Annotated in this window: 24 protein-coding genes and 2 riboswitches; of the genes, 15 read left to right on the top strand and 9 right to left on the bottom strand. The window is 41.9% G+C overall.

Going from position 1 to position 19325, the window contains the following annotated elements; translation table 11 throughout:
- Position 1 precedes the first annotated feature (1 nt).
- Positions 2 to 1117, top strand: coding sequence for a GerAB/ArcD/ProY family transporter (locus CHI10_RS03305; protein WP_179288938.1), 1116 nt, complete (start codon positions 2 to 4; stop codon positions 1115 to 1117).
- Between the two features lie 268 nt (positions 1118 to 1385).
- On the opposite strand, the gene CHI10_RS03300 is transcribed toward CHI10_RS03305, so the two are convergent.
- Positions 1386 to 1901, bottom strand: a complete 516-nt coding sequence (locus tag CHI10_RS03300; RefSeq protein WP_095242901.1) for a CBO0543 family protein — start codon at positions 1899 to 1901, stop codon at positions 1386 to 1388.
- Between the two features lie 143 nt (positions 1902 to 2044).
- Between CHI10_RS03300 and CHI10_RS03295 the strand changes: the two genes are divergently transcribed.
- A complete protein-coding gene (locus CHI10_RS03295; protein WP_095242900.1) occupies positions 2045 to 2794 on the top strand; it encodes a Cof-type HAD-IIB family hydrolase in 750 nt (249 codons plus the stop codon).
- 21 nt (positions 2795 to 2815) lie between these two features.
- Here the strand turns inward: CHI10_RS03295 and CHI10_RS03290 are convergent, their stop codons facing one another.
- Entirely contained in the window at positions 2816 to 3274 is a 459-nt protein-coding gene (locus CHI10_RS03290; protein WP_095242899.1) for an OsmC family protein, read from the bottom strand.
- A gap of 114 nt (positions 3275 to 3388) precedes the next feature.
- Positions 3389 to 3501, top strand: a riboswitch (TPP riboswitch).
- A gap of 110 nt (positions 3502 to 3611) precedes the next feature.
- On the opposite strand from CHI10_RS03290, the gene thiM reads away from it, so the two are divergent.
- The 10 genes from thiM (at position 3612) to CHI10_RS03240 (ending at position 9863) form a co-directional block, all read left to right on the top strand.
- Entirely contained in the window at positions 3612 to 4427 is an 816-nt protein-coding gene (gene thiM / locus CHI10_RS03285) for a hydroxyethylthiazole kinase (protein ID WP_095242898.1), read from the top strand.
- Between the two features lie 2 nt (positions 4428 to 4429).
- Complete coding sequence (gene thiD, locus CHI10_RS03280) at positions 4430 to 5251, top strand: bifunctional hydroxymethylpyrimidine kinase/phosphomethylpyrimidine kinase (protein WP_095242897.1); 822 nt, start codon at positions 4430 to 4432, stop codon at positions 5249 to 5251.
- On the top strand, positions 5241 to 5900 hold the full coding sequence (thiE, locus tag CHI10_RS03275; RefSeq protein WP_095242896.1) for a thiamine phosphate synthase: 660 nt from the start codon (positions 5241 to 5243) through the stop codon (positions 5898 to 5900). Before thiD ends, thiE begins: the two co-directional genes overlap by 11 nt.
- A 134-nt stretch (positions 5901 to 6034) precedes the next feature.
- Entirely contained in the window at positions 6035 to 6790 is a 756-nt protein-coding gene (locus tag CHI10_RS03270; RefSeq protein WP_095242895.1) for an exodeoxyribonuclease III, read from the top strand.
- Between the two features lie 83 nt (positions 6791 to 6873).
- On the top strand, positions 6874 to 7131 hold the full coding sequence (locus CHI10_RS03265) for a hypothetical protein (RefSeq protein WP_095242894.1): 258 nt from the start codon (positions 6874 to 6876) through the stop codon (positions 7129 to 7131).
- 40 nt (positions 7132 to 7171) lie between these two features.
- Positions 7172 to 7271: riboswitch (guanidine-I (ykkC/yxkD leader) on the top strand.
- Positions 7272 to 7343: 72 nt separating this feature from the next.
- A complete protein-coding gene (locus CHI10_RS03260; protein ID WP_095242893.1) occupies positions 7344 to 7682 on the top strand; it encodes a DMT family transporter in 339 nt (112 codons plus the stop codon).
- Positions 7679 to 7993 carry a DMT family transporter gene (locus CHI10_RS03255; RefSeq protein WP_095242892.1) on the top strand — a complete coding sequence of 105 codons (315 nt, stop codon included), beginning with the start codon at positions 7679 to 7681 and terminating at the stop codon, positions 7991 to 7993. Before CHI10_RS03260 ends, CHI10_RS03255 begins: the two co-directional genes overlap by 4 nt.
- Before the next feature lie 125 nt (positions 7994 to 8118).
- Positions 8119 to 8505, top strand: coding sequence for a DUF302 domain-containing protein (locus CHI10_RS03250; RefSeq protein WP_095242891.1), 387 nt, complete (start codon positions 8119 to 8121; stop codon positions 8503 to 8505).
- 113 nt (positions 8506 to 8618) lie between these two features.
- Positions 8619 to 9467, top strand: coding sequence for a P-loop NTPase family protein (locus tag CHI10_RS03245; protein WP_095242890.1), 849 nt, complete (start codon positions 8619 to 8621; stop codon positions 9465 to 9467).
- A complete protein-coding gene (locus CHI10_RS03240; RefSeq protein ID WP_095242889.1) occupies positions 9468 to 9863 on the top strand; it encodes an HIT family protein in 396 nt (131 codons plus the stop codon).
- Between the two features lie 33 nt (positions 9864 to 9896).
- Here CHI10_RS03240 and CHI10_RS03235 read toward each other — a convergent pair whose 3' ends face one another.
- On the bottom strand, positions 9897 to 10910 hold the full coding sequence (locus CHI10_RS03235) for an AI-2E family transporter (protein ID WP_095242888.1): 1014 nt from the start codon (positions 10908 to 10910) through the stop codon (positions 9897 to 9899).
- Between the two features lie 41 nt (positions 10911 to 10951).
- Entirely contained in the window at positions 10952 to 11251 is a 300-nt protein-coding gene (locus CHI10_RS03230) for a hypothetical protein (protein WP_095242887.1), read from the bottom strand.
- Positions 11252 to 11366: 115 nt separating this feature from the next.
- On the opposite strand from CHI10_RS03230, the gene CHI10_RS03225 reads away from it, so the two are divergent.
- Together CHI10_RS03225 and CHI10_RS03215 are read left to right on the top strand one after the other, a co-directional pair.
- Complete coding sequence (locus tag CHI10_RS03225) at positions 11367 to 12212, top strand: SDR family oxidoreductase (protein WP_095242969.1); 846 nt, start codon at positions 11367 to 11369, stop codon at positions 12210 to 12212.
- A gap of 154 nt (positions 12213 to 12366) precedes the next feature.
- Complete coding sequence (locus CHI10_RS03215) at positions 12367 to 13509, top strand: metallophosphoesterase (RefSeq protein ID WP_095242885.1); 1143 nt, start codon at positions 12367 to 12369, stop codon at positions 13507 to 13509.
- 25 nt (positions 13510 to 13534) lie between these two features.
- Here CHI10_RS03215 and CHI10_RS03210 read toward each other — a convergent pair whose 3' ends face one another.
- The 5 genes from CHI10_RS03210 to pxpB form a co-directional block, all read right to left on the bottom strand.
- Entirely contained in the window at positions 13535 to 14326 is a 792-nt protein-coding gene (locus tag CHI10_RS03210; RefSeq protein WP_095242884.1) for a putative hydro-lyase, read from the bottom strand.
- Between the two features lie 20 nt (positions 14327 to 14346).
- Positions 14347 to 15537, bottom strand: a complete 1191-nt coding sequence (locus CHI10_RS03205) for an NRAMP family divalent metal transporter (protein ID WP_095242883.1) — start codon at positions 15535 to 15537, stop codon at positions 14347 to 14349.
- A gap of 173 nt (positions 15538 to 15710) precedes the next feature.
- Entirely contained in the window at positions 15711 to 16481 is a 771-nt protein-coding gene (locus CHI10_RS03200) for a LamB/YcsF family protein (RefSeq protein WP_095242881.1), read from the bottom strand.
- A gap of 1 nt (position 16482) precedes the next feature.
- Positions 16483 to 17493, bottom strand: a complete 1011-nt coding sequence (locus tag CHI10_RS03195) for a 5-oxoprolinase subunit C family protein (RefSeq protein ID WP_095242878.1) — start codon at positions 17491 to 17493, stop codon at positions 16483 to 16485.
- Positions 17490 to 18200, bottom strand: a complete 711-nt coding sequence (gene pxpB, locus CHI10_RS03190; RefSeq protein WP_095242876.1) for a 5-oxoprolinase subunit PxpB — start codon at positions 18198 to 18200, stop codon at positions 17490 to 17492. The genes CHI10_RS03195 and pxpB overlap by 4 nt, the downstream gene beginning before the upstream one ends.
- Positions 18201 to 18538: 338 nt before the next feature.
- On the opposite strand from pxpB, the gene CHI10_RS03185 reads away from it, so the two are divergent.
- Positions 18539 to 19261, top strand: a complete 723-nt coding sequence (locus CHI10_RS03185; RefSeq protein WP_286136977.1) for a CBS domain-containing protein — start codon at positions 18539 to 18541, stop codon at positions 19259 to 19261.
- Positions 19262 to 19325 lie beyond the last annotated feature (64 nt).

Raw genomic sequence — 19325 nt, 5'->3', positions numbered from 1 at the left:
TGTGGAAGTTGTTTCATATCGGCAATCCGTCTTTCTTCTGTCCATGATTTTGCCCGTTACTGGCCACTTTCTTTTATTGCCGACAATCTTTTCCATGGCCGGCCATGAGGCATGGGTGGCCATCCTCCTAGCCATGCCTTTCGGGTTTTTTTTGGGGTTTACTATCTTTCGGCTGCATATGATTTATCCTAAATCCACATTAGACGGGATGCTTGTGCAAACCTTTGGCAAAATAGCCGGAAAGATTATGATACTGCCTTTTGCTGTTTATTTTTTATATTTAACAATCATAACTTTTTTTGGAATTGTAGACTTTGTACAGGTGATTTTTCTGCCTGAGACACCAAGGTGGGTAATCGGTACTGCATTTTACCTGATCGTTCTTTATGCTTTATTCGTAGGCATTGAGAATATTACAAGAATTAGCGAAGCTATCCTGCCATTCATCGTTATTACTGGTTTTGCAATAGCTATAAGCACTTTTGGAGAAAAGGATTTTAATAACTTGCTGCCTATTTTTGAAGAAGGCCTATTTCCTCTCTTTGATGCCATTATTTTAACTGTTGGCCTATATGGGGAAATGACCTTACTGTTAATGGTACAGTTGAGAAAGCAATATGAAAGTTCGAAATCCTTGCTGTATACAAACAGCCTTTTAGTCCTTTTGATTGCAATTATGTTTGTTGGAACAGTAACAGGTACATTGGCTGTTTTTGGGGAGCAGTTAGTTAGAACACTTGAATATCCTGCACAAAGTATCGTGAGACTTGTTTCTTTCGGATTTGTGGAACGTTTTGATGTTTATGGAATTATCGTAATTGTATTTGGCGGGATCATCCGTATTTCTGTCCTGCACAGTTCGATTGGAAAAAGCTTTGAGCCCTGGTTCAAAGATAAAGGTAAATGGGGGGTACACTTTGCTTCTGTAATAGTAGTTGTGTTATTCACTGTTTTCGGTATTAAAAATTATAATCATTTTATTTCTGATTACATATCTAAATATTATCCTCTGACTGCTTTGATCTCCTTCACAATTCCTCCTTTTACTTGGCTAGTTGCTGAAATCAGAAAAAAGGTTAAGGAGAAAAACGCAACATCTCAAATTAATAAAAACTAATTGAACAGTTGCTGGCAGGCAGAAAAGAAGAATACACAGTGTCGAGGTGCTCCATGTGGAGAGCCTCGACCAATCCTATACAAAACTAACATAAACTAACTGATGGGAAGCTCTAACCAATTAGTCTGCCCTAAATTATTTATTGATTTTTTTCCTAATTAAATAAAACCACATCAATGCATAGGTTAAGAACAGAAGGAGCAAAAATAAGGACACAGACAAGTCGTTCTGAATGATCATTCCAGTACACCTCGCTTTATGTATGCATTTATTTTAGGCTGTCCAATGGAAACGGAAAAAATAAGTAGAATACCACCGCAGCAGGCAGGGAAATCAGCATGGCAACCGCAGGTCTTCGATAGTGGATTCGCAATACAGCAAATAGAGCGATATTCAGCCAAATGTTATGCCAGCTGTTCCAGCCGTTATCGTACACATACATTCCTTTGTGGGCAAACAGTGATTGAATAATGGTAAAAAAGCCAATCCATATAGCAGAGTAAATGTATCCCTGTTTTTTATTGTCAGGGTAGCGCTGCAGGTAAATAATCAGAGCCATAGGAGTAATAAAAAATGTGAAAGCTAAGTTAATAATCGAATGATTTAGCCATTCAGCCGTAATACCTCTAAAAGCCCACAGTGTATGATTAAAATAGAGCATATTGTAGGTCAGGTTGATCGCAATAAAAAATAAGACAGTAGGATATTGCTTTTTCCACTGCGACCAGTCAATAAAGCGGTAAGCGAACAATATCCATACGATGATTACAAGTGCAAGATACATAGTAACATCACCTTTTACATTTAATACATACAGGTATTTCCATTTCACAAAAAAATATTCATCTAAAATGCGCCTTCTTTGAAGGAAAGCGGACTTACCTATATAATGGCTTTATTGTGTTAATTGAAGAAAGGAAGAGGACTATGAAAGAAGCAAAAATTCCCCCGCAGATCAAATTAATCGCCCTTGATATGGATGGAACATTACTGAACTCCAAAGGGGAAATTCCTGAAGAGAACCGTGCAGCTATAAAAGAAGCAAAGGAGAAAGGAATCGAAGTCATTTTGAGCACCGGCAGATCCAGGTTAACGGCAGGCGATCATGCTGATTCTCTAAAATTAAATTCTTATTTGATCACGGTAAATGGCAGCGAAATATTTGGACCTGGTGGTGAATCCATTTTAAGAGCTCCAGTGGATTCTAAAGTAATGGAATGGATGTGGAATCTGTCTAAGACACACAAGACCAATTTCTGGGCAACCAGCTGCGAGCGCGTGTGGATGAACGAAATGCCGGAAAATATCCATGATCATGAATGGCTTAAATTTGGATTTGATATTTCAGATGATGCGATCAGGGAGCTGATTCATAAAGAGCTTCAGTCTAAAGGCAACCTGGAAATTACTAATTCCAGCTTAACCAATATAGAAGTCAATGCTTTAGGCATCAACAAAGCCAAAGGTATCCTAAAAGTAACCGACCTCCTTGGTATTTCAATGGAAAATGTAATGGCGATGGGAGACAGCTTGAACGATATTGCCATGATTAAAGAATCAGGCTGGGGAATAGCGATGGGCAATGCACAGGACATTGTTAAAGAGACAGCCGATGCTGTGACAGGAACAAATGATGAAGCCGGTGTTGCACTGGCCATCCGCAAATGGGCTCTATAACTTAAACCAAAACACCGGCTATCAGGCCGGTGTTTGATTTTTACGAATGGTTTCCTGTACTTCCACTTCCACATTTCCTTTAATCGCCCTTGAGATCATACAGGATGCTTCTGCTTTTTGGACAAGCTTATGTGCAAGAGTATGGTCCTTATCATCAGCGTCTGATTTAAGCACAATAACTGGGTGATGAATAATTTTTTTGTAAGTAATCACCCCTTTGGTGACATCAACAACTCCTACCGACTCCATTGTAAGGTCCTCTTTATCGAGCCGGCTGCGTTCCATCATGGCTGCAAGTGTAATAATATAACAAGTAGCCGCCGCCCCGAGCAGCATTTCATCCGGATTCGTTCCGATTCCGGGACCGTCCATTTCCGGTGGAATGGATACCTGTGTTCTCAGGCCGCCTGTTTCTATTTCCCCAACATCATTGCGAAGACCAGGCCAATGTGCTTTCAAGTGAAAATGGTGTTCAGCCATATTTGAATCCTCCAAGCTATGTATTCTTACTTACACCTTAAAGAGGAAGCGGCAGAATTGCAAGCTTTACAGATTTCATGATTCAGGCTAAGATAAAAACAGCCAACTTAATAGTTTTACTGCTAGGGGTGCCCGATGCTCGCGGGCTGAGAAAGAAACCGGACTGTTTTTTACCCTTCGGACCTGATCTGGATCATACCAGCGTAGGAAAGTAGTAATTTCGGAGAACAAACATAATTCTCTATAGATTATTCAGCCAGGTCCTTATATGGATCTGGTTTTTATTTTGTTCTCTTTTCAAAGGCTATTGAGCGGCAAACGCAGAGGAGGAATGAATGTGAACATTCAAGAGATTAGCAGTCTATTGGAAAAAGTAAGAGAGTTTAATCCTTTAGTACATAATATCACCAATGTGGTGGTAACCAATTTCACTGCCAATGGCCTGCTGGCAATTGGGGCATCACCTGTAATGGCATATGCGCATGAAGAGGCGGGTGATATGGCTAAAATTGCCGGGGCACTGGTTCTCAACATGGGAACATTGACTGAAAAAGAAGTGAAAAGCATGCTTATCGCAGGAAAATCAGCCAATCAGCATGGGGTGCCGGTAATCTTTGATCCGGTTGGTGCCGGCGCGACAGCCTATCGCACAGAAACAGCCAATAGAATAATGGAAGAATTAGATATTAGCATCATAAGAGGAAATGCAGCAGAAATTGCCAATGCAGCAGGACAGAAATGGAATATTAAGGGCGTTGATGCAGGAGAAGCAGAGGGAAACACTTCTGAGCTCGCAAAGTCAGCAGCAAATAAACTTGGTGCAGTCACCGTCATTACAGGAAAACAGGACATCATTTCAGATGGAAGAGCCACTTTTACCATTAACAATGGACATCCCCTGTTAACGAAAGTAACGGGTGCCGGATGCCTTTTGACTTCTGTTATTGGAGCTTTCGCTGCTGTTGAAAAGGATCCAGTAAAAGCGGCAGCTGCTTCATTGGTCGTGTATGGCTCTGCCGCCGAAATCGCTGCAGAAAAAACGGATGGCAGGGGCCCGGGCACTTTCCAAATAGAGTTCTTGAATAGCTTATATACTATCTCAGCCTCAGATGTTGAATTGCGCGGCTCTTTTAGTCAGGTAGGAGGGGAATAAAAATGAAGGTGAACAAAGCTTTAACCATAGCAGGATCAGACAGCGGCGGCGGTGCTGGTATTCAGGCAGATTTAAAAACCTTTCAGGAACTCGGTGTTTTCGGCATGTCAGCGTTAACTGCCGTAACGGCACAAAACACCAGGGGAGTGCAGGGAGTTTATCCCATGACCGCAGAGGCTGTTGCGTCACAATTACAATCCATTGGAGAGGATTTAAGGCCTGATGCAGTCAAGTCAGGTATGCTCTTTAGTGCTGAAATTATCGAGACGGTTTCAAAGGAGATTGCGGAATACGGATGGAACAATATCGTCATTGATCCGGTGATGATAGCAAAAGGTGGAGCATGTCTTCTTCAGACTGAAGCCATTTTAGCGATGAAAAAGCATCTAATTCCGCTCTCGATGGTGATTACACCCAATATACCCGAGGCGGAGGTTTTAACGGATGCTAATATTCGTTCAATGAAAGATAAACGGAAGGCAGCAAAAGAACTACATAGGCTTGGAGCGAGACATGTCATCATTAAGGGCGGCCATGATGAGGGAAAAGTGGCTGCCGATCTATTATTTGACGGTGAAAGTTTTACCGAGTTCAAGAGTAATAGAATACAAACAGTAAACACGCACGGTACTGGCTGCACCTTTTCGGCTGCCATTACAGCCGGACTCGCTGAAGGCTTTTCTGTGCCGCAGGCTGTTGATCGTGCAAAGCAATTTATCCAGGCAGCAATTGAACATGACTTAAGAATTGGCAGCGGTCATGGACCAACCAATCATTGGGCTTATAATTTGAAGAAAAAGGAGAATTTCGTTCATGAGAATTAATTCAGAGGAAATGAGTGAGCTGCTTAAAGTATATTTAATAATGGGAAGCGTAAATTGCTTCCAAGAGCCTGAAGATATTCTCCGATCAGCAATTAATGGGGGCATATCCCTGTTTCAATTCCGTGAAAAAGGTGCAGGATGCCTGCAAGGCAAAGAGAAGGAATCTCTTGCAAAAAGGCTTCAGGCAATCTGCAACGAGAGCGGCATTTCTTTTATCGTCAATGATGACATTGAATTGGCGCTTACTATTAATGCAGATGGAGTCCATATAGGCCAGGAAGACGAACCGGCAGATGTGGTCAGGAGAAAAATCGGCAGCAAAATCCTTGGCGTGTCCGTTCATAATATGATTGAAGCAGAAGCAGCAATCCGGCAGGGAGCAGATTACCTCGGCATTGGCCCTATTTATCCGACAAGCACAAAGAAAGATGCCAAAGCAGTTCAGGGTCTTACTTTTTTAAAGGAATTGAGATCTGCTTCTATCCAGATTCCTGTGGTAGGTATTGGCGGAATTAACTCTAAAAATACACCTCCCATTATGGCTGCTGGAGCAGACGGTGTTTCAGTCATTACGGCAATCAGCCAGGCGGATTCCCCTGAAAAATCAGCCAGGGAGTTAAAAGAAGCAGTAAGGAGAAATGTCCATTAATTTTGAGCATTTTTTTTAAAAAATCAGTATTATCGATTGCCTTTCAAGTTTCAGTGTTTATTACTATGCAATTATTGAAAAGCCATGGTAATGTTGTACTCATACAGATTTTTTCGTAAGGAGATACAATTGCAATGAAACTCGTATCATGGAATGTGAATGGCATTAGGGCCTGTGTGAAAAAAGGCTTCACAGATTACTTCAAAGAGGTGGATGCAGACATCTTTTGCATCCAGGAGTCCAAATTGCAGGAGGGACAGATTGAGCTCATCCTGGATGGCTATCACCAATATTGGAATTATGCGCTTAAAAAAGGATATTCGGGTACAGCTGTATTTACGAAAAAAGAGCCTATCTCTGTCCGCTATGGATTGGGCGATGAGGAAACAGAACCAGAAGGCAGGATTCTCACGCTTGAGTATGAAGGCTTTTATCTGGTGAATGTCTATACGCCAAACTCAAAGCGTGACCTGGCCCGGCTTCCATACCGCCTTGAATGGGAAGAGCGGATTCGGGAGTATTTGCTCGGGCTGGATGAAATAAAGCCTGTTATTATGTGTGGTGACTTAAACGTGGCCCATAATGAAATAGATTTAAAGAATGCAAAATCCAATCGCGGAAATTCCGGGTTTACCGATGAAGAACGTGAAAGAATGACCAGTTTGCTTGGTTCCGGGTTTGTTGATGCCTTCCGCTATAAATATCCGGAAGCCGAGGGTGCCTATACATGGTGGTCGTATATGGCAAAAGTAAGGGAGCGGAATATCGGCTGGCGGATCGATTATTTTATTGTGTCAGAAAAGCTTCAGGAAAAAATAATAGATTCACAAATTCATTGCGACATTATGGGCAGCGACCATTGCCCGGTAGTCCTTGAAATGGATCTATAGGATGAAGCCTCTGCAATGTGCAGGGGTTTTGTTTTAGAAAAACAGGCAATAATTGAATTAAGATTAGCTAAAGGAATGGTTTTATGAACAAAACAGAAATGCTGAAGCTTTTTGTTCTTATTGAAAGAGTGTATCCGCCTTTCCGGATCAAAAGCGAAATTGTTCATCATTATTTTGATCACTGTCTCGAATTCGACTACGATATAGCCTTCAACAGCATAAAAGAGCATATCAGGAAAAGTCCGTATCCACCGTCAATCAGTCATATCGGCGGGTTTTATGAAATGGCAGACTGCCGGAAGTGGGAAAAAGAATATTTCCTTGCTGATCATGTTTGTTGATAGTGATGGGTTATTTTGTTATAATGCCCGTAAATAAATAGAAAAGGTTTTCTAGGGTTCCGCAGCAGATGCTGGACTGGTCCGAGAGAAAACTCATAGCCTTTATGGCTATGCCACGGAGGGATAAAAGCCTGGGAGATACTGATCATCAGATATCTTCCGGGCTTTTTTCTTTTTCAGAAGATATTATTCGTTAAAAAGGAGCTGATATCATGCAGTGGCTAAAGGTATTTATTGCTGCATTTTTTGAAGTGTTTTGGGTCATTGGCTTAAAGCATGCGGATGATCCATTATCATGGGCAGGGACCATCATAAGCATCGCTGTCAGTTTTTATCTGATGATCATGGCGGGCAGGGTGCTGCCGGTGGGGACTGTATATGCTGTCTTTGTTGGCATGGGGACTGCCGGAACAGTATTATCTGAAATTATATTTTTCGGAGAGCCTTTGAAATTATCTAAAATCCTTCTTGTTCTTGTTTTATTATTAGGAGTACTTGGTTTAAAGCTGGTGACAAACGAAGACAAATCGAAAGGAGCTGAAAATTCATGAGCTGGCTGTATCTGATTCTGGCTGGGGTTTTTGAAATGACAGGTGTCACCATGATTAACAGCTGGCACCAAAATCGAAACTGGCAGTCCTTACTTCTGCTTATTGGCGGCTTTGGCGCCAGCTTCCTCTTCCTGTCTCTGGCCATGAAAGAACTGCCGATGGGCACAGCTTATGCCGTCTGGACCGGAATTGGCGCCGCCGGTGGAGCAATCCTTGGCATGATCCTGTACGGGGAACCGAAAGACGCCAAGCGAATATTCTTTATTGCAATGGTATTAAGTGCGGCAATTGGGTTAAAACTTGTGTCTTAGCTATGAAACCCGGTCTAACCAAGAAACGCTCGCCATCAATATCTCCTAGCAGTTCACCAGCATTCCATAGTAAAAAAACAGAAGTTCGTTCATATTAAAAAGGACATGAAAAAGAGGTGACTGCTATGAATTTTGATTACACAGTTGAATCAGAGAAATCCATTGAAGAAACAATTACAGCATTGGAAACGCATTTAAAAGAAGAAAAGTTTGGTGTACTTTGGACTTTTGATATTAAAGAGAAGCTGGAGGAGAAGGGCTTTCATCTGGATGAAGAATTTAAGGTCCTTGAAGTTTGTAACCCCCAGGAGGCGGAGAGAGTACTGAAAGAAGATAAAATCGTTGGCTATTTTCTCCCCTGTAAAATCGTTGTATATAAAGAAAGCGGAAAAACAAAGATAGGATTGCCAAGGCCAAGTGTGTTAATGAGCATGATGGAAAGTCAGAACCTTAAAGAAATGGCATCAGATATAGAGAAGCGCCTGATTGCCTGCCTGGATAAGTCCATTTAAGCCGTTTCCATAATAAAACTTCCTTCCAAAGACAAACAGCAAATAACACTGTTTGTTTTTCTTTTTATGCCTTACAATAGAATATAAATTCTAAATGTTGTGAAGGTGAATCCATGGATACAAAATTAATTTTAATCGAAGGTCTGCCAGGTTCAGGCAAATCAACTACGGCAGGATTGGCCTATGATGTGCTTAGGCAAAACGGAACCGAAGCAGAAGTATATTACGAAGGTGATCTCGACCACCCGGCAGATTTTGAAAGTGTCGCTTACTTTACTAATGAAGAATGGCACCTGTTATTAGAAGAATTTAGCCCTTTCAGAGAGCAAATTTCAGAGAAAGGCATTTCAGAAGATAATGGATTTTTGCTGCCTTATAAAAAGCTGGGATCAGATATTCCAGATGCATTTTATGAAATAGCATTTAAACATGATATCTATGAGCTGCCATTGGAGCAAAATATAAGACTCATCACTCAAAAGTGGGATAGATTCGCCAGGCAAGCTGAAAACAGCAATAAAGTTCATATTTTTGAATGCTGTTTTATCCAGAATCCGATTACAGTCGGAATGATAAAATATGGGGCACCCCAAACAAAGATACTGGATTATGTTTTAGCGCTGGAACATTCGGTGAAAAAGCTTAATCCGATGCTAATTTATATCAATCAGGATAACGTTGACTACTCCTTTAAAAAAGCGATTAAAGAACGGCCGAAAAGCTGGTCTGAGGGCTTTATTAATTATTATACGCAGCAAGGATATGGAAAGCAGAATCATCTAAGCGGGGAAGAGGGAACAATAAAGGTTTTACAAGCAAGGAGACAGGCTGAAGAAGAAATCCTGAAAAAACTGTCAATCCGAAAGACCATTATCAATAACTCTGCCTATGATGAGCATTCCCACAAAACCGCTTTAGAGAATTTCCTGATCAATTACCCTGTAAGGAAAGGAAAGGATTAAATGACGCATCAGGAAAATTGTCCTTTTTGCTATCCGCACAAGGACCCTCACCAGAATATCATTTTTGAAAATCGGACCTGTTATTTTCTTCAGCACGATAAAGAACAGGACGTTTTGGAGGGCTGTGGAGTCATTGTGCCAAAAGCTCATCATTCAGATGCCTTTCACTTAACGGCTGAAGAATGGAAGGATACATATGAACTTCTTCAAAAAGCCAAGGGTTATTTGGATAAAAAGTATGCATCCGATGGATACACTCTTGGATGGAATGTTGGTGAAGCTTCCAATCAATCCATTCTGCACAGCCATCTGCACGTTATACCCAGATATAATGATGAACCACACGCGGGAAAAGGGCTCAGACATTGGCTGAAGCAGCCTGATAATAAAAGATGAAAAAACACACAGCATGACTGTGTGTTTTTCAAGTTACTGTATTTTCGGAGGATTGCTCTTGACTTCAAGTACATCCAGCAGAAACACAAACACCGGTATACCGACAATCAATCCCCAAACACCGAAGAAATGCTCTGAGAAAATCAGGACGATGAACGTATAAAATACTGGCAAATCCGTTTTGGAAGACATAAGCTTCGGGTTTAAAATATAGGCTTCAATCGCATGGATCACCATAATTAACAGGAGGATATAAAACACCTGGATGAAGCCGCCTAGTGAATAGGCAATTGTACATAAAGGAACCAGGGAAATAATCACGCCTGCCACCGGGATCAGACCAAGAAGGAAAATAAGTATAGACAAGCCCATCAGGTGAGGGAAGTCCATGATCCAGAGGGCAAGTGTTGTCAGGATACAATTCACTGTGGCAATGACCACCTGAGCTTCAATTACCTTTCCAAATGTTTGCACAAACTTACTTCCAAAATAGGAAATCTCATTATAAAATGCAGCCATTTTGCTGTATTTGAACTTTAAAGTAAACTCCATAAGTTTAGGCTTTTCAAGCAGGAAGAACAAACTAAGGATAAGCGACAGCAATACTTGAATCGCAATATGACTAATATCGGAAAAATATTGAAGCAGGAACGCAAAGCCCTGTTCGAGATACTTCGTAATTTCATTTCTTTCAAGCATTTGTACAATGTAAGTGATAACAAGATTGTCATGTTTCTGAGTATAAAAGCTTTCAACCTGCTTAAACAGCTGAGAAATTTCATTTACTATTAAAGGAAGATATTTAATAATCCCGATAGAAAGCAGGCCAATAATTCCTATATAAAGGGTTACGACTGTCAGTTTTCTATTCAGTTTAAATCTCGATAGAACCAGTTTCACGAGCCTATCCATCAAGAAGGAAAAAATAAAAGTTATCAGGATTAAATTAATCATGCTTCTCGACAGGTAAAGAGCCAGAACTATAATTCCAAAAATGATGAATCGTTTAAAGCCGTTATTATTAAATAGTGATTTAATCGTTTCCAATTCTATTCCTCCACACTTTAGTAAGTTTCTTCAGGGTTCCATTAAATGCGGAGATAATTACTCTGAAACATGTAGGGTGTCATGTATTCATTGCTTCTATGGAATGCAGCAGATGTAAGAGGCTGAAAATACATGCGCCGTACTTTAAAATTGGTTGTTTTGGCAGTAGTTTTTACTGCAGTTACCAGTGTACTGCAAAAAGCAGGGTTTTTCAGAGCTGGTGAATCGATCACAATGGCATCTCTTCCCAGGTCATTGAAATCTATCTGCTCCTGGCTTTGCTGCACTGAAGGAATCAAACCGGATAAAAGCAGGAAAATGCTGATAAATATGTGAGCCAACTTGTTCATCCTCTTATTTTCAATATATTTATTATTTTATAATACTTTTACATTTAATTATATATCTATTTACATTCGAAATAAAAAAATTTGTTCCGGAGAAAGGATGAAGGTATTGAATACAAAATACGCAGTCATTACCGGCTGTTCAAGCGGATTTGGAATATTAATGGCCATTGAGCTGGCAAAGAACGGTTTTCATGTACTAGCCACCATGAGGAAACTGGATAAAAGCAAAATATTAATGGAGAAAGCTGATAAAGAGGGAGCACTTGCTCAGATTTCCATTCACGAATTGGATATCACTTCTTCAGCTTCTATTGAAAATTTTAAAAGCCTGCTGCTCCAATTGCCTTCTGTTGATATATTAATCAATAATGCAGGCTACGCAGGAGCAGGATTTGCTGAAGAAATCCCGCTGGATGAGTATAGAGAACAGTTTGAAACAAATGTCTTTGGAACCATCGCCGTAACCCAGGCAGTTCTGCCATTTATGCGGGAACAGGGATCGGGAACCATCATAAATATCAGCTCCATCAGCGGAAGAGTCGGTTTTCCGGGCTTATCGCCATATGCCGCTTCGAAATTTGCAGTAGAGGGCTGGAGTGAATCACTTAGGCTTGAAGTCAAGCCATTTGGAGTAAATGTGGTGCTTATTGAGCCAGGATCTTTCAGGACAGGCATTTGGACAACAGGGAAAAAGATCGCGGAACCCTCATTGAAAAACGACTCGCCTTATTACCCGTATATGACAAAAATACAGAAGTACCTTGAACAAGGAGAGCCCTTTTACGAAGATCCAATGATCGTTGCAAAAAAAGCAGTGGACATTATCCGGGAAAAAGAACCTGCTCTCAGATACCCGGTAGGTAAGGGAGTCCGAACAAGAATACGCCTGAAACACCTTCTGACGTGGAAAGCGTGGGAGAAAGTCATATTCAAGACACTATATAAAGATTAATATTATTTTCATTTTTTCATACCGATTAAAGGACAAAAAGGTTTCAAAATTTTCCTTTTTTTCTTCTTTTTTCTTAAGTCCCCAATCTCTGATTAAATTTCTTGCATCTAGAGAAAATAAGAAAACTAATCTTTGATCGTCTGGGGGACTCGGAATGAAAAAGGGAATGAAAAAATATACGATCACGCTGTTATCATTCATAGCCCTGCTGCTTGTGTGGAACCAGACGGAAGCTGAAGTTTCAGGACCGCCAACTATCCATCTGCGCGTGATGGAAACAACTGATTTACATGGAAATATGATTGGGTATGATTATGAACACCGCAGGAAAACAGTGGAGTTTGGGCTTTCCAGGACGGCCAGCCTGATTAAACAGGCAAGAAATGAGTCCCCTAACTCCCTTTTATTCGATAACGGGGACATTCTTGAAGGCAACGGGCTTGATGAATATGCCTATAGAAGCCATCCTCTGGATATGGCTAATGTCCATCCTGTTTTTAAGGCCATGAATACGCTGCTTTATGATGCTGCAACAGTGGGAAATCATGAATTTAATTATGGAATTGATTTTATGGAAGAAAGCCTGAGGGGAGCCAACTTTCCTTATGTGAATGCCAATATCTATGTGGAAGACAGCAATCAGCTTGAGGAAGATGACCTCAATTATTTTAATCCCTACACCATTATAGAAAAAGAAGTGACAGATACAACGGGAGAAAAGCATCGGCTGAATGTCGGAGTCATCGGCTTTATTACTCCAATTGTTGCGGAGTGGAATAAAGAGTATTTTCGCGGGAACCTTAAAGTGAAAAATATAAAAGAAACGGCAGAGCACTTTATTCCTATAATGAAAAGCAAAGGGGCGGATATCATTGTGGCCCTTGCCCATACCGGCCTCCAATCCGATAGAGGCCTGGAGGAAAAAAAGGGCAATTCAGTTCAGGCACTCAGCAAAGTTCAAGGAATAGATGCCATTTTATTCGGACACAGCCACTCTGTTTTCCCTGTCAAAGATGAGCTGCAAAAGGTGCCGGGAATCGACTTGAAGACAGGGACCATAAATGGAACAGCTGCTGTTCAGGCTGGCTACTGGGGCAATCATCTCGGCCTAATCGATTTGAAAATAGTCTTTGAGGATGGAGAATGGAAAGTAAAAAGCAGTCTATCCTCCATCAGGCCTGTTTACAGGACTATCAAAAGTAAAAAGAAGGAAGTCATCCCGGGGGACCCGTTAATAGAGCAGATTATGAAAAAGGATCACCAGGATGCATTGGATTTTTTAAAACATAAAAAGTAAAAGGCGCCCAATGGACGCCTTTTTCCTATAAAACCGAAAACTCTTCATTTTTTAAATCAGTAATAAACATATGTCCCGGTGCATGTGTAATCATAATCTCCGGCTTCACATGCATGGCAACTGCCTGAGGAGTGACGCCACAGGCCCAAAAGACCGGTACCTCTCCATCTTTAATCGTCACGGCATCGCCAAAATCGGGCTGATGTATATTGTTTATGCCGATTGCTTCAGGGCTGCCGATATGGACAGGCGCCCCATGGACAGAAGGGAAGCGGCTTGTCACCTGGACAGCCCGAATGGCTTCCTTCTCTGTCATCGGCCGCATACTCACGACCATTGGCCCTTCAAACCGGCCTGCTTTTACACACTCAATATTGGTTTTATACATTGGAACATTCCGATTTTCCTCAATATGGCGGATAGGGATATTGTTTTTCAGCAATGCTTCTTCAAATGTAAAGCTGCAGCCGATCAGAAATGCCACCATATCATCATCCCAATAAGAAGTGATGTCTGAAAGCTCCTCTGAGAGAACACCGTTTTTATAAATCCTGTATTTGGGCAAATCGGTTCTGATATCAGCATTTGGAGCTGAGAGCATCGGGACAGGAGATCCAGGTTCCGTCACATCGATGATTGGGCATGATTTTGGATTCCTTTGACTGAAAAGGAGAAACTCAAAAGCAAGATCCTTTGGCATTATGGCAAGATTGGCCTGAATGAAGCCGTTTGCCATTCCTGCTGTCGGCTTCTCCCATACCTTGCTGCGGATTAATTTCCGCGCCTCATTGGGATTCAATAGAGAAGGGGAGTTCATAACAAGATCTCCTTTCATGCTTATTTAAATAGCTCAGGGATTCCATTGATTAATGAGTAAACCCCCATGTAAGACATGGCAATCACGATAATGACTCCGAATAGAGTCATCCAGAGCGGATGCTTATAATCGCCGACAATTTTGGTTTTATAGGCAGCAATCAGCATGACACCTAATGCGATCGGCAGGATGAGACCGTTTAACGAACCTACTAAAACCAGTATTTTTACCGGCTTTCCAATTAAAACAAAGACAAATGTAGAAACGGCAATAAAACCGACAATCACCCATTTATGATATTTTTCAATAGAAGGGCTCAATGTGCGAATAAATGAGACTGAGGTATAGGCTGCACCCACTACAGAAGTAATGGCGGCTGCCCACATAACGACCCCAAACATCTTATATCCAATATTGCCCGCAGCCAGCTGGAAGACAGAAGCTGGCGGGTTGGATGGGTCGAGTGCCACCCCCTGTGACACTACACCAAGTGCTGCAAGGAAAAGGAAGATACGCATAATGGAAGCAATCCCGATTGCACTCACAGAGCTCTTTGTGACTTCAGGAAGAGCTTCTTTTCCTTTGACACCTGCATCAATCAGGCGATGGCCGCCGGCAAAAGTGATATAGCCGCCGACCGTACCGCCGACAAGTGTAATAATGGCCAGGATATCAATTTTATCCGGAACAAACGTTTTGACGACAGCTTCACCAACAGGAGGCTGTGCCGTGAACATGACATAAAGAGTAAGCCCAATCATGACAAATCCTAAAATCTGTGTGAAGCGGTCCATTAATTTTCCCGCTTCTTTTACAAGAAAAATGCCAATCGCCAAAATTCCGCTTAAAAGGGCGCCTAATTCAGGCGAAATGCCGAATATAACATTAGTACCTAAGCCGGCACCTGCAATATTCCCGATATTAAAAGCCAATCCGCCCATGACAATCAGGGCAGCAAGGAAATACCCGAGGCCCGGGAGAACATCATTGGCAATATCCTGTGCGCGTTTTTCAGACACAGCGATGATGCGCCAGATATTCATCTGTGCACCAATATCAATAATAATAGAGATTAAAATGACAAACCCGAAGCTCGCAAGCAGGGTTTCTGTAAAAACGGTCGTCTGAGTCAGGAAGCCTGGTCCAATGGCAGAGGTAGCCATAAGGAAAGCAGCGCCAAGCAACAGACTGGCATTAGATTGCTTTTTCATTCATTTTCCCCCAATAGTTCAATTAATGGTTATTTTATTATGCTGTTCGCGCTGAAGATGGTGATTAGTGCCGTTTGAGCTGCCTAATCCGGCATGAATGGTACTATTACACCATAAATGCGATCCGCGCTTAACAAGTCACCAATTTTTCATTAACCCCATCTATACCAGTTTTATTTCAAAAACTCACTGATTTTTGCCACCTGGATACCAGCTTCATTCAATGCCTTCGGAATATACTGGGCAAATTCAAGAGCACTTTCCCCGTCACCGTGGATGCAGATCGTATTGGCCTCAATGGAAACATCAGTGCCTTGTACAGAGTGAACTTTTCCTTCCTTGACCATGCGGATTACCTGATTAGCAGCAGCGCTGTGATCTGTAATCAGTGCATTGCTTTCCCGTCTTGACGTAAGCGATCCGTCCTCCTGGTAGGTCCGGTCCGAAAACACTTCATTGGCAGAACGGAGGCCAATTTTCCTGCCGGCTTTAACCAATTCGCCCCCTGAGAGACCGAACAGAATCAGTTCTGGGTCCACTTTGTAAACAGCTTCTGCGATTGCTTCCGATAATGTTGCGCTTTTTGAGGCCATGTTGAACAGTGCGCCGTGCGGTTTAACATGCTGAAGCTTACCGCCTTCTGATTTAACAAAAGCATATAAAGCGCCAATTTGGTAAACTACCAGGTCATAGGCTTCCTGAGGTGTAATACTAATATCCCTGCGGCCGAACCCGTGCAGGTCCTGGAGTCCCGGATGGACACCCAGGCCAACATTTTTCTCAAGCGCCAATCTGACTGTTTTTCGCATAGTCGCCGGGTCTCCGGCATGGAAGCCGCAGGCGATATTGGCTGAGGTGATGTGGTCCAGGATTTCCTCATCGCGTCCCATCTTGTAGGAACCAAAGCTTTCTCCCATATCACAGTTAATGTCTACAATGTGCATGTTAATTTCCTCCTCTGGTTTTTAAAGATATCCCTTGTTTTAATTCCTTTAATTTCAGTTCTCTCTTTATGAGTAACTGCTGCGCCTGTCCATTTGATATTTCTTTAAACCGTAAGGCGTCCCCGGGTTTAGCCTGCGCCAGAAGGGGAAGATCGACAGCCGCAACCTGTCCAATTTTCGGATAACCGCCGGTTGTCTGCCTGTCAGCAAGCAGGACAATCGGATTCCCATCCGGCGGAACCTGAATGGAACCGAAATTAACAGCCTCAGAAATTTGTTCAGCATGCTCTGACAGCGCGAGGGAAGTACCCTTCAATCTGTATCCCATCCTGTCCGATTGGGCGGTCACCTCAAATGCGTGATTAAAAAGCTGAATCCTGCTTTCATGGGTAAATAAATCAAATTGACGTCCCCTGGTAATCCTGATTTCCGGATTCCCTATAGTTTCCGGAATGAGTTTTGAAGCAATGCCCCAGTCGTTTTCCACAAAAGTTTTATCATGGAGCTGCTTAGACAAATAGTCCTCCATTTTCAAAGACTGGAGGGAAGGTTTGCCGGTCTCCAGCACATCTCCAGCCTTTAATGCTCTGCCTTTGAAGCCTCCAATACCAGCGCGGAGGTAGGTGGATCTACTGTTCATTACTTCCGGAACGGAAAAGCCGCCGGAAACAGCCAGATAGGCCCGGCACCCTTTTTGACATCCCCCGAATTTAAGTTCACTGCCTTTTTTCACAAAAATGGACCGCCATGTCCGAATAGGCTGGCCATTGATCAAAGGGGAAAGGTCTCCGCCGCAGATTGAAATTAACGTGGCTTCTTCAAATGTCAGGGTTGGGCCCATCATTGTTATTTCCAAGGCAGGATCATTTTCCTCATTTCCGGACAGCAGATTGGCCATCCGATGCGAAAAAGGATCCATGGCTCCGCTGGCTATGACGCCAAACTTCTGATAGCCGGTTCTCCCCAGATCCTGGATGCTTGAAAGGAGTCCAGGCTTTAACACTTTAATCATTGATCCCTCTCCTCCCAATGATGGTATTCTTCCAGACTGATTGGCTTGAATTTAATTTTATCGCCAGCTTTTAACAAGGTGGGGGATTCATCCAATGGGCGAAACAGCTGAACAGGAGTGCGGCCGATCAGCTGCCAGCCTCCTGGCGTCTCGATCGGGTAAATCCCGGTCTGCATCCCGGCAATCCCAACTGTACGCTCGGGAATTTTTAACCGTGGTGTATCCCGTCTTGGTGCGGCAATTTGTTCTGACATTCCGCCGATAAAAGGAAACCCTGGCGCAAAGCCGATCATATAGACCAGATAGCTGCCTGAAGAGTGAATGTCTATTACTTCATCAGGGGTAAGTCCGTTATGTTCGGCAACATAATCAAGATCAGGGCCGAATTCTCCTCCATAGCAAACCGGTATTTCGACAACTCTTGCTTCCATTGCCTTATTTTCACCCAGCTCTTCCATAAGCGGTTTTATGAGAGAACATATGTAGTCAAGTGGAAGTTCTCCATTTGAATGCTGATAGATCTCAAATGGATTATAAAAAACAGTAACGGTCGTGTAAGCTGGTATGTATTCTATCATCCATTCTGGAGGATGTTTCTCGAGAAAGGCTGTCAGTGTCTGCACTTTTTGATGTGCATCCTCACAGATTTCGTTCCCAAGTTCAATTAGAACAGCATTGTCTCCTAAAGGATGTACAGTGTATAGCATTATTTCACCTGCTTTCGAAATAAATGTAAGGAACTGAAGGTTGTAAAAATATTATTTAATAATAATAAAAATCCATTTTCACCGAAACGAAATACACATATTATTCTTTTCGAAAATAAGGGAAATCTATATTTATTCACGTTAAGACGTAAAAAAATATTAGTAAACTTATATATTTATGCAACGTCTTCAGCTAAACAATATAATATCATATAATAGATTGAAAATTCTATTTGTGCAAATTATTCTGCCGGAAGGCGAACCAGAATCTTCATAGTTTATTTTGTTCTCTAATATGGGAATAAAGTAGGGACATTATGAATTAGGGAGAGATTATTGTGGGTACAGAAATAAAAATGAACTTATCAGAAAGATTCGAGGCTGCCTTTAACCGCATTCACAAGGCCTTGAAACAATCTGCTAAACAAGCCCGAACAGACAGATTTTACAAGCTGATTGAAATACAGAAAAACCATTCGCTGATTCGATTATATGAGGATGATTTACATCAGTTTGCCAAACTGAGAAATGCTATTGTACATGAAAAAATTGATCTGGATTATTATATAGCAGAACCTCACCTTGAAACGGTGGAAAAAATTGAACTGATTGCCGGCCATTTTGAAAAGCCCAAAACCGCGATGTCGATTGCTGCCACACCCGTATTTTATTTTTATGAAGATGGCAAGCTTTCAGATGTACTGGCCATTATCAATAAATTTTCGCATTCCCAGTTCCCCATTTATTCGCGCGAAGAGGAATATTCCTGGCTGCTAACATCGGCAGATATCGTAAAATGGATGGCTGAGCATTTTACGGAAGAAACGATTCAGCTGAAAAAGGTGAAAATCAAAGAGCTTTTCAACAAGAAATCGAAGCACCAAATAGCCTTTGCCGCACCGAATACTTCCATTTTCGATTTGGAGGATATGTTTGAGGAGAGCAGAAATAAAAATGAAAAGCTTGAAGGAATCATTGTAACCGAGAATGGAAAGCCGACTGAAAAACCAAAAGGCATCATTACAGCCTGGGACCTGCTGGAGGCAGATTCAGAAAATTAATCTTTTTCATGATTTAGAATTATAAAACTTTTTATCTCATTATAAGTAACATCTTCTAAAACTC

Source organism: Bacillus sp. 7894-2 (assembly GCF_002272225.1).
Classification (GTDB): domain Bacteria; phylum Bacillota; class Bacilli; order Bacillales; family Cytobacillaceae; genus Cytobacillus.
This window is presented reverse-complemented; position numbering and strand designations above follow the sequence as displayed.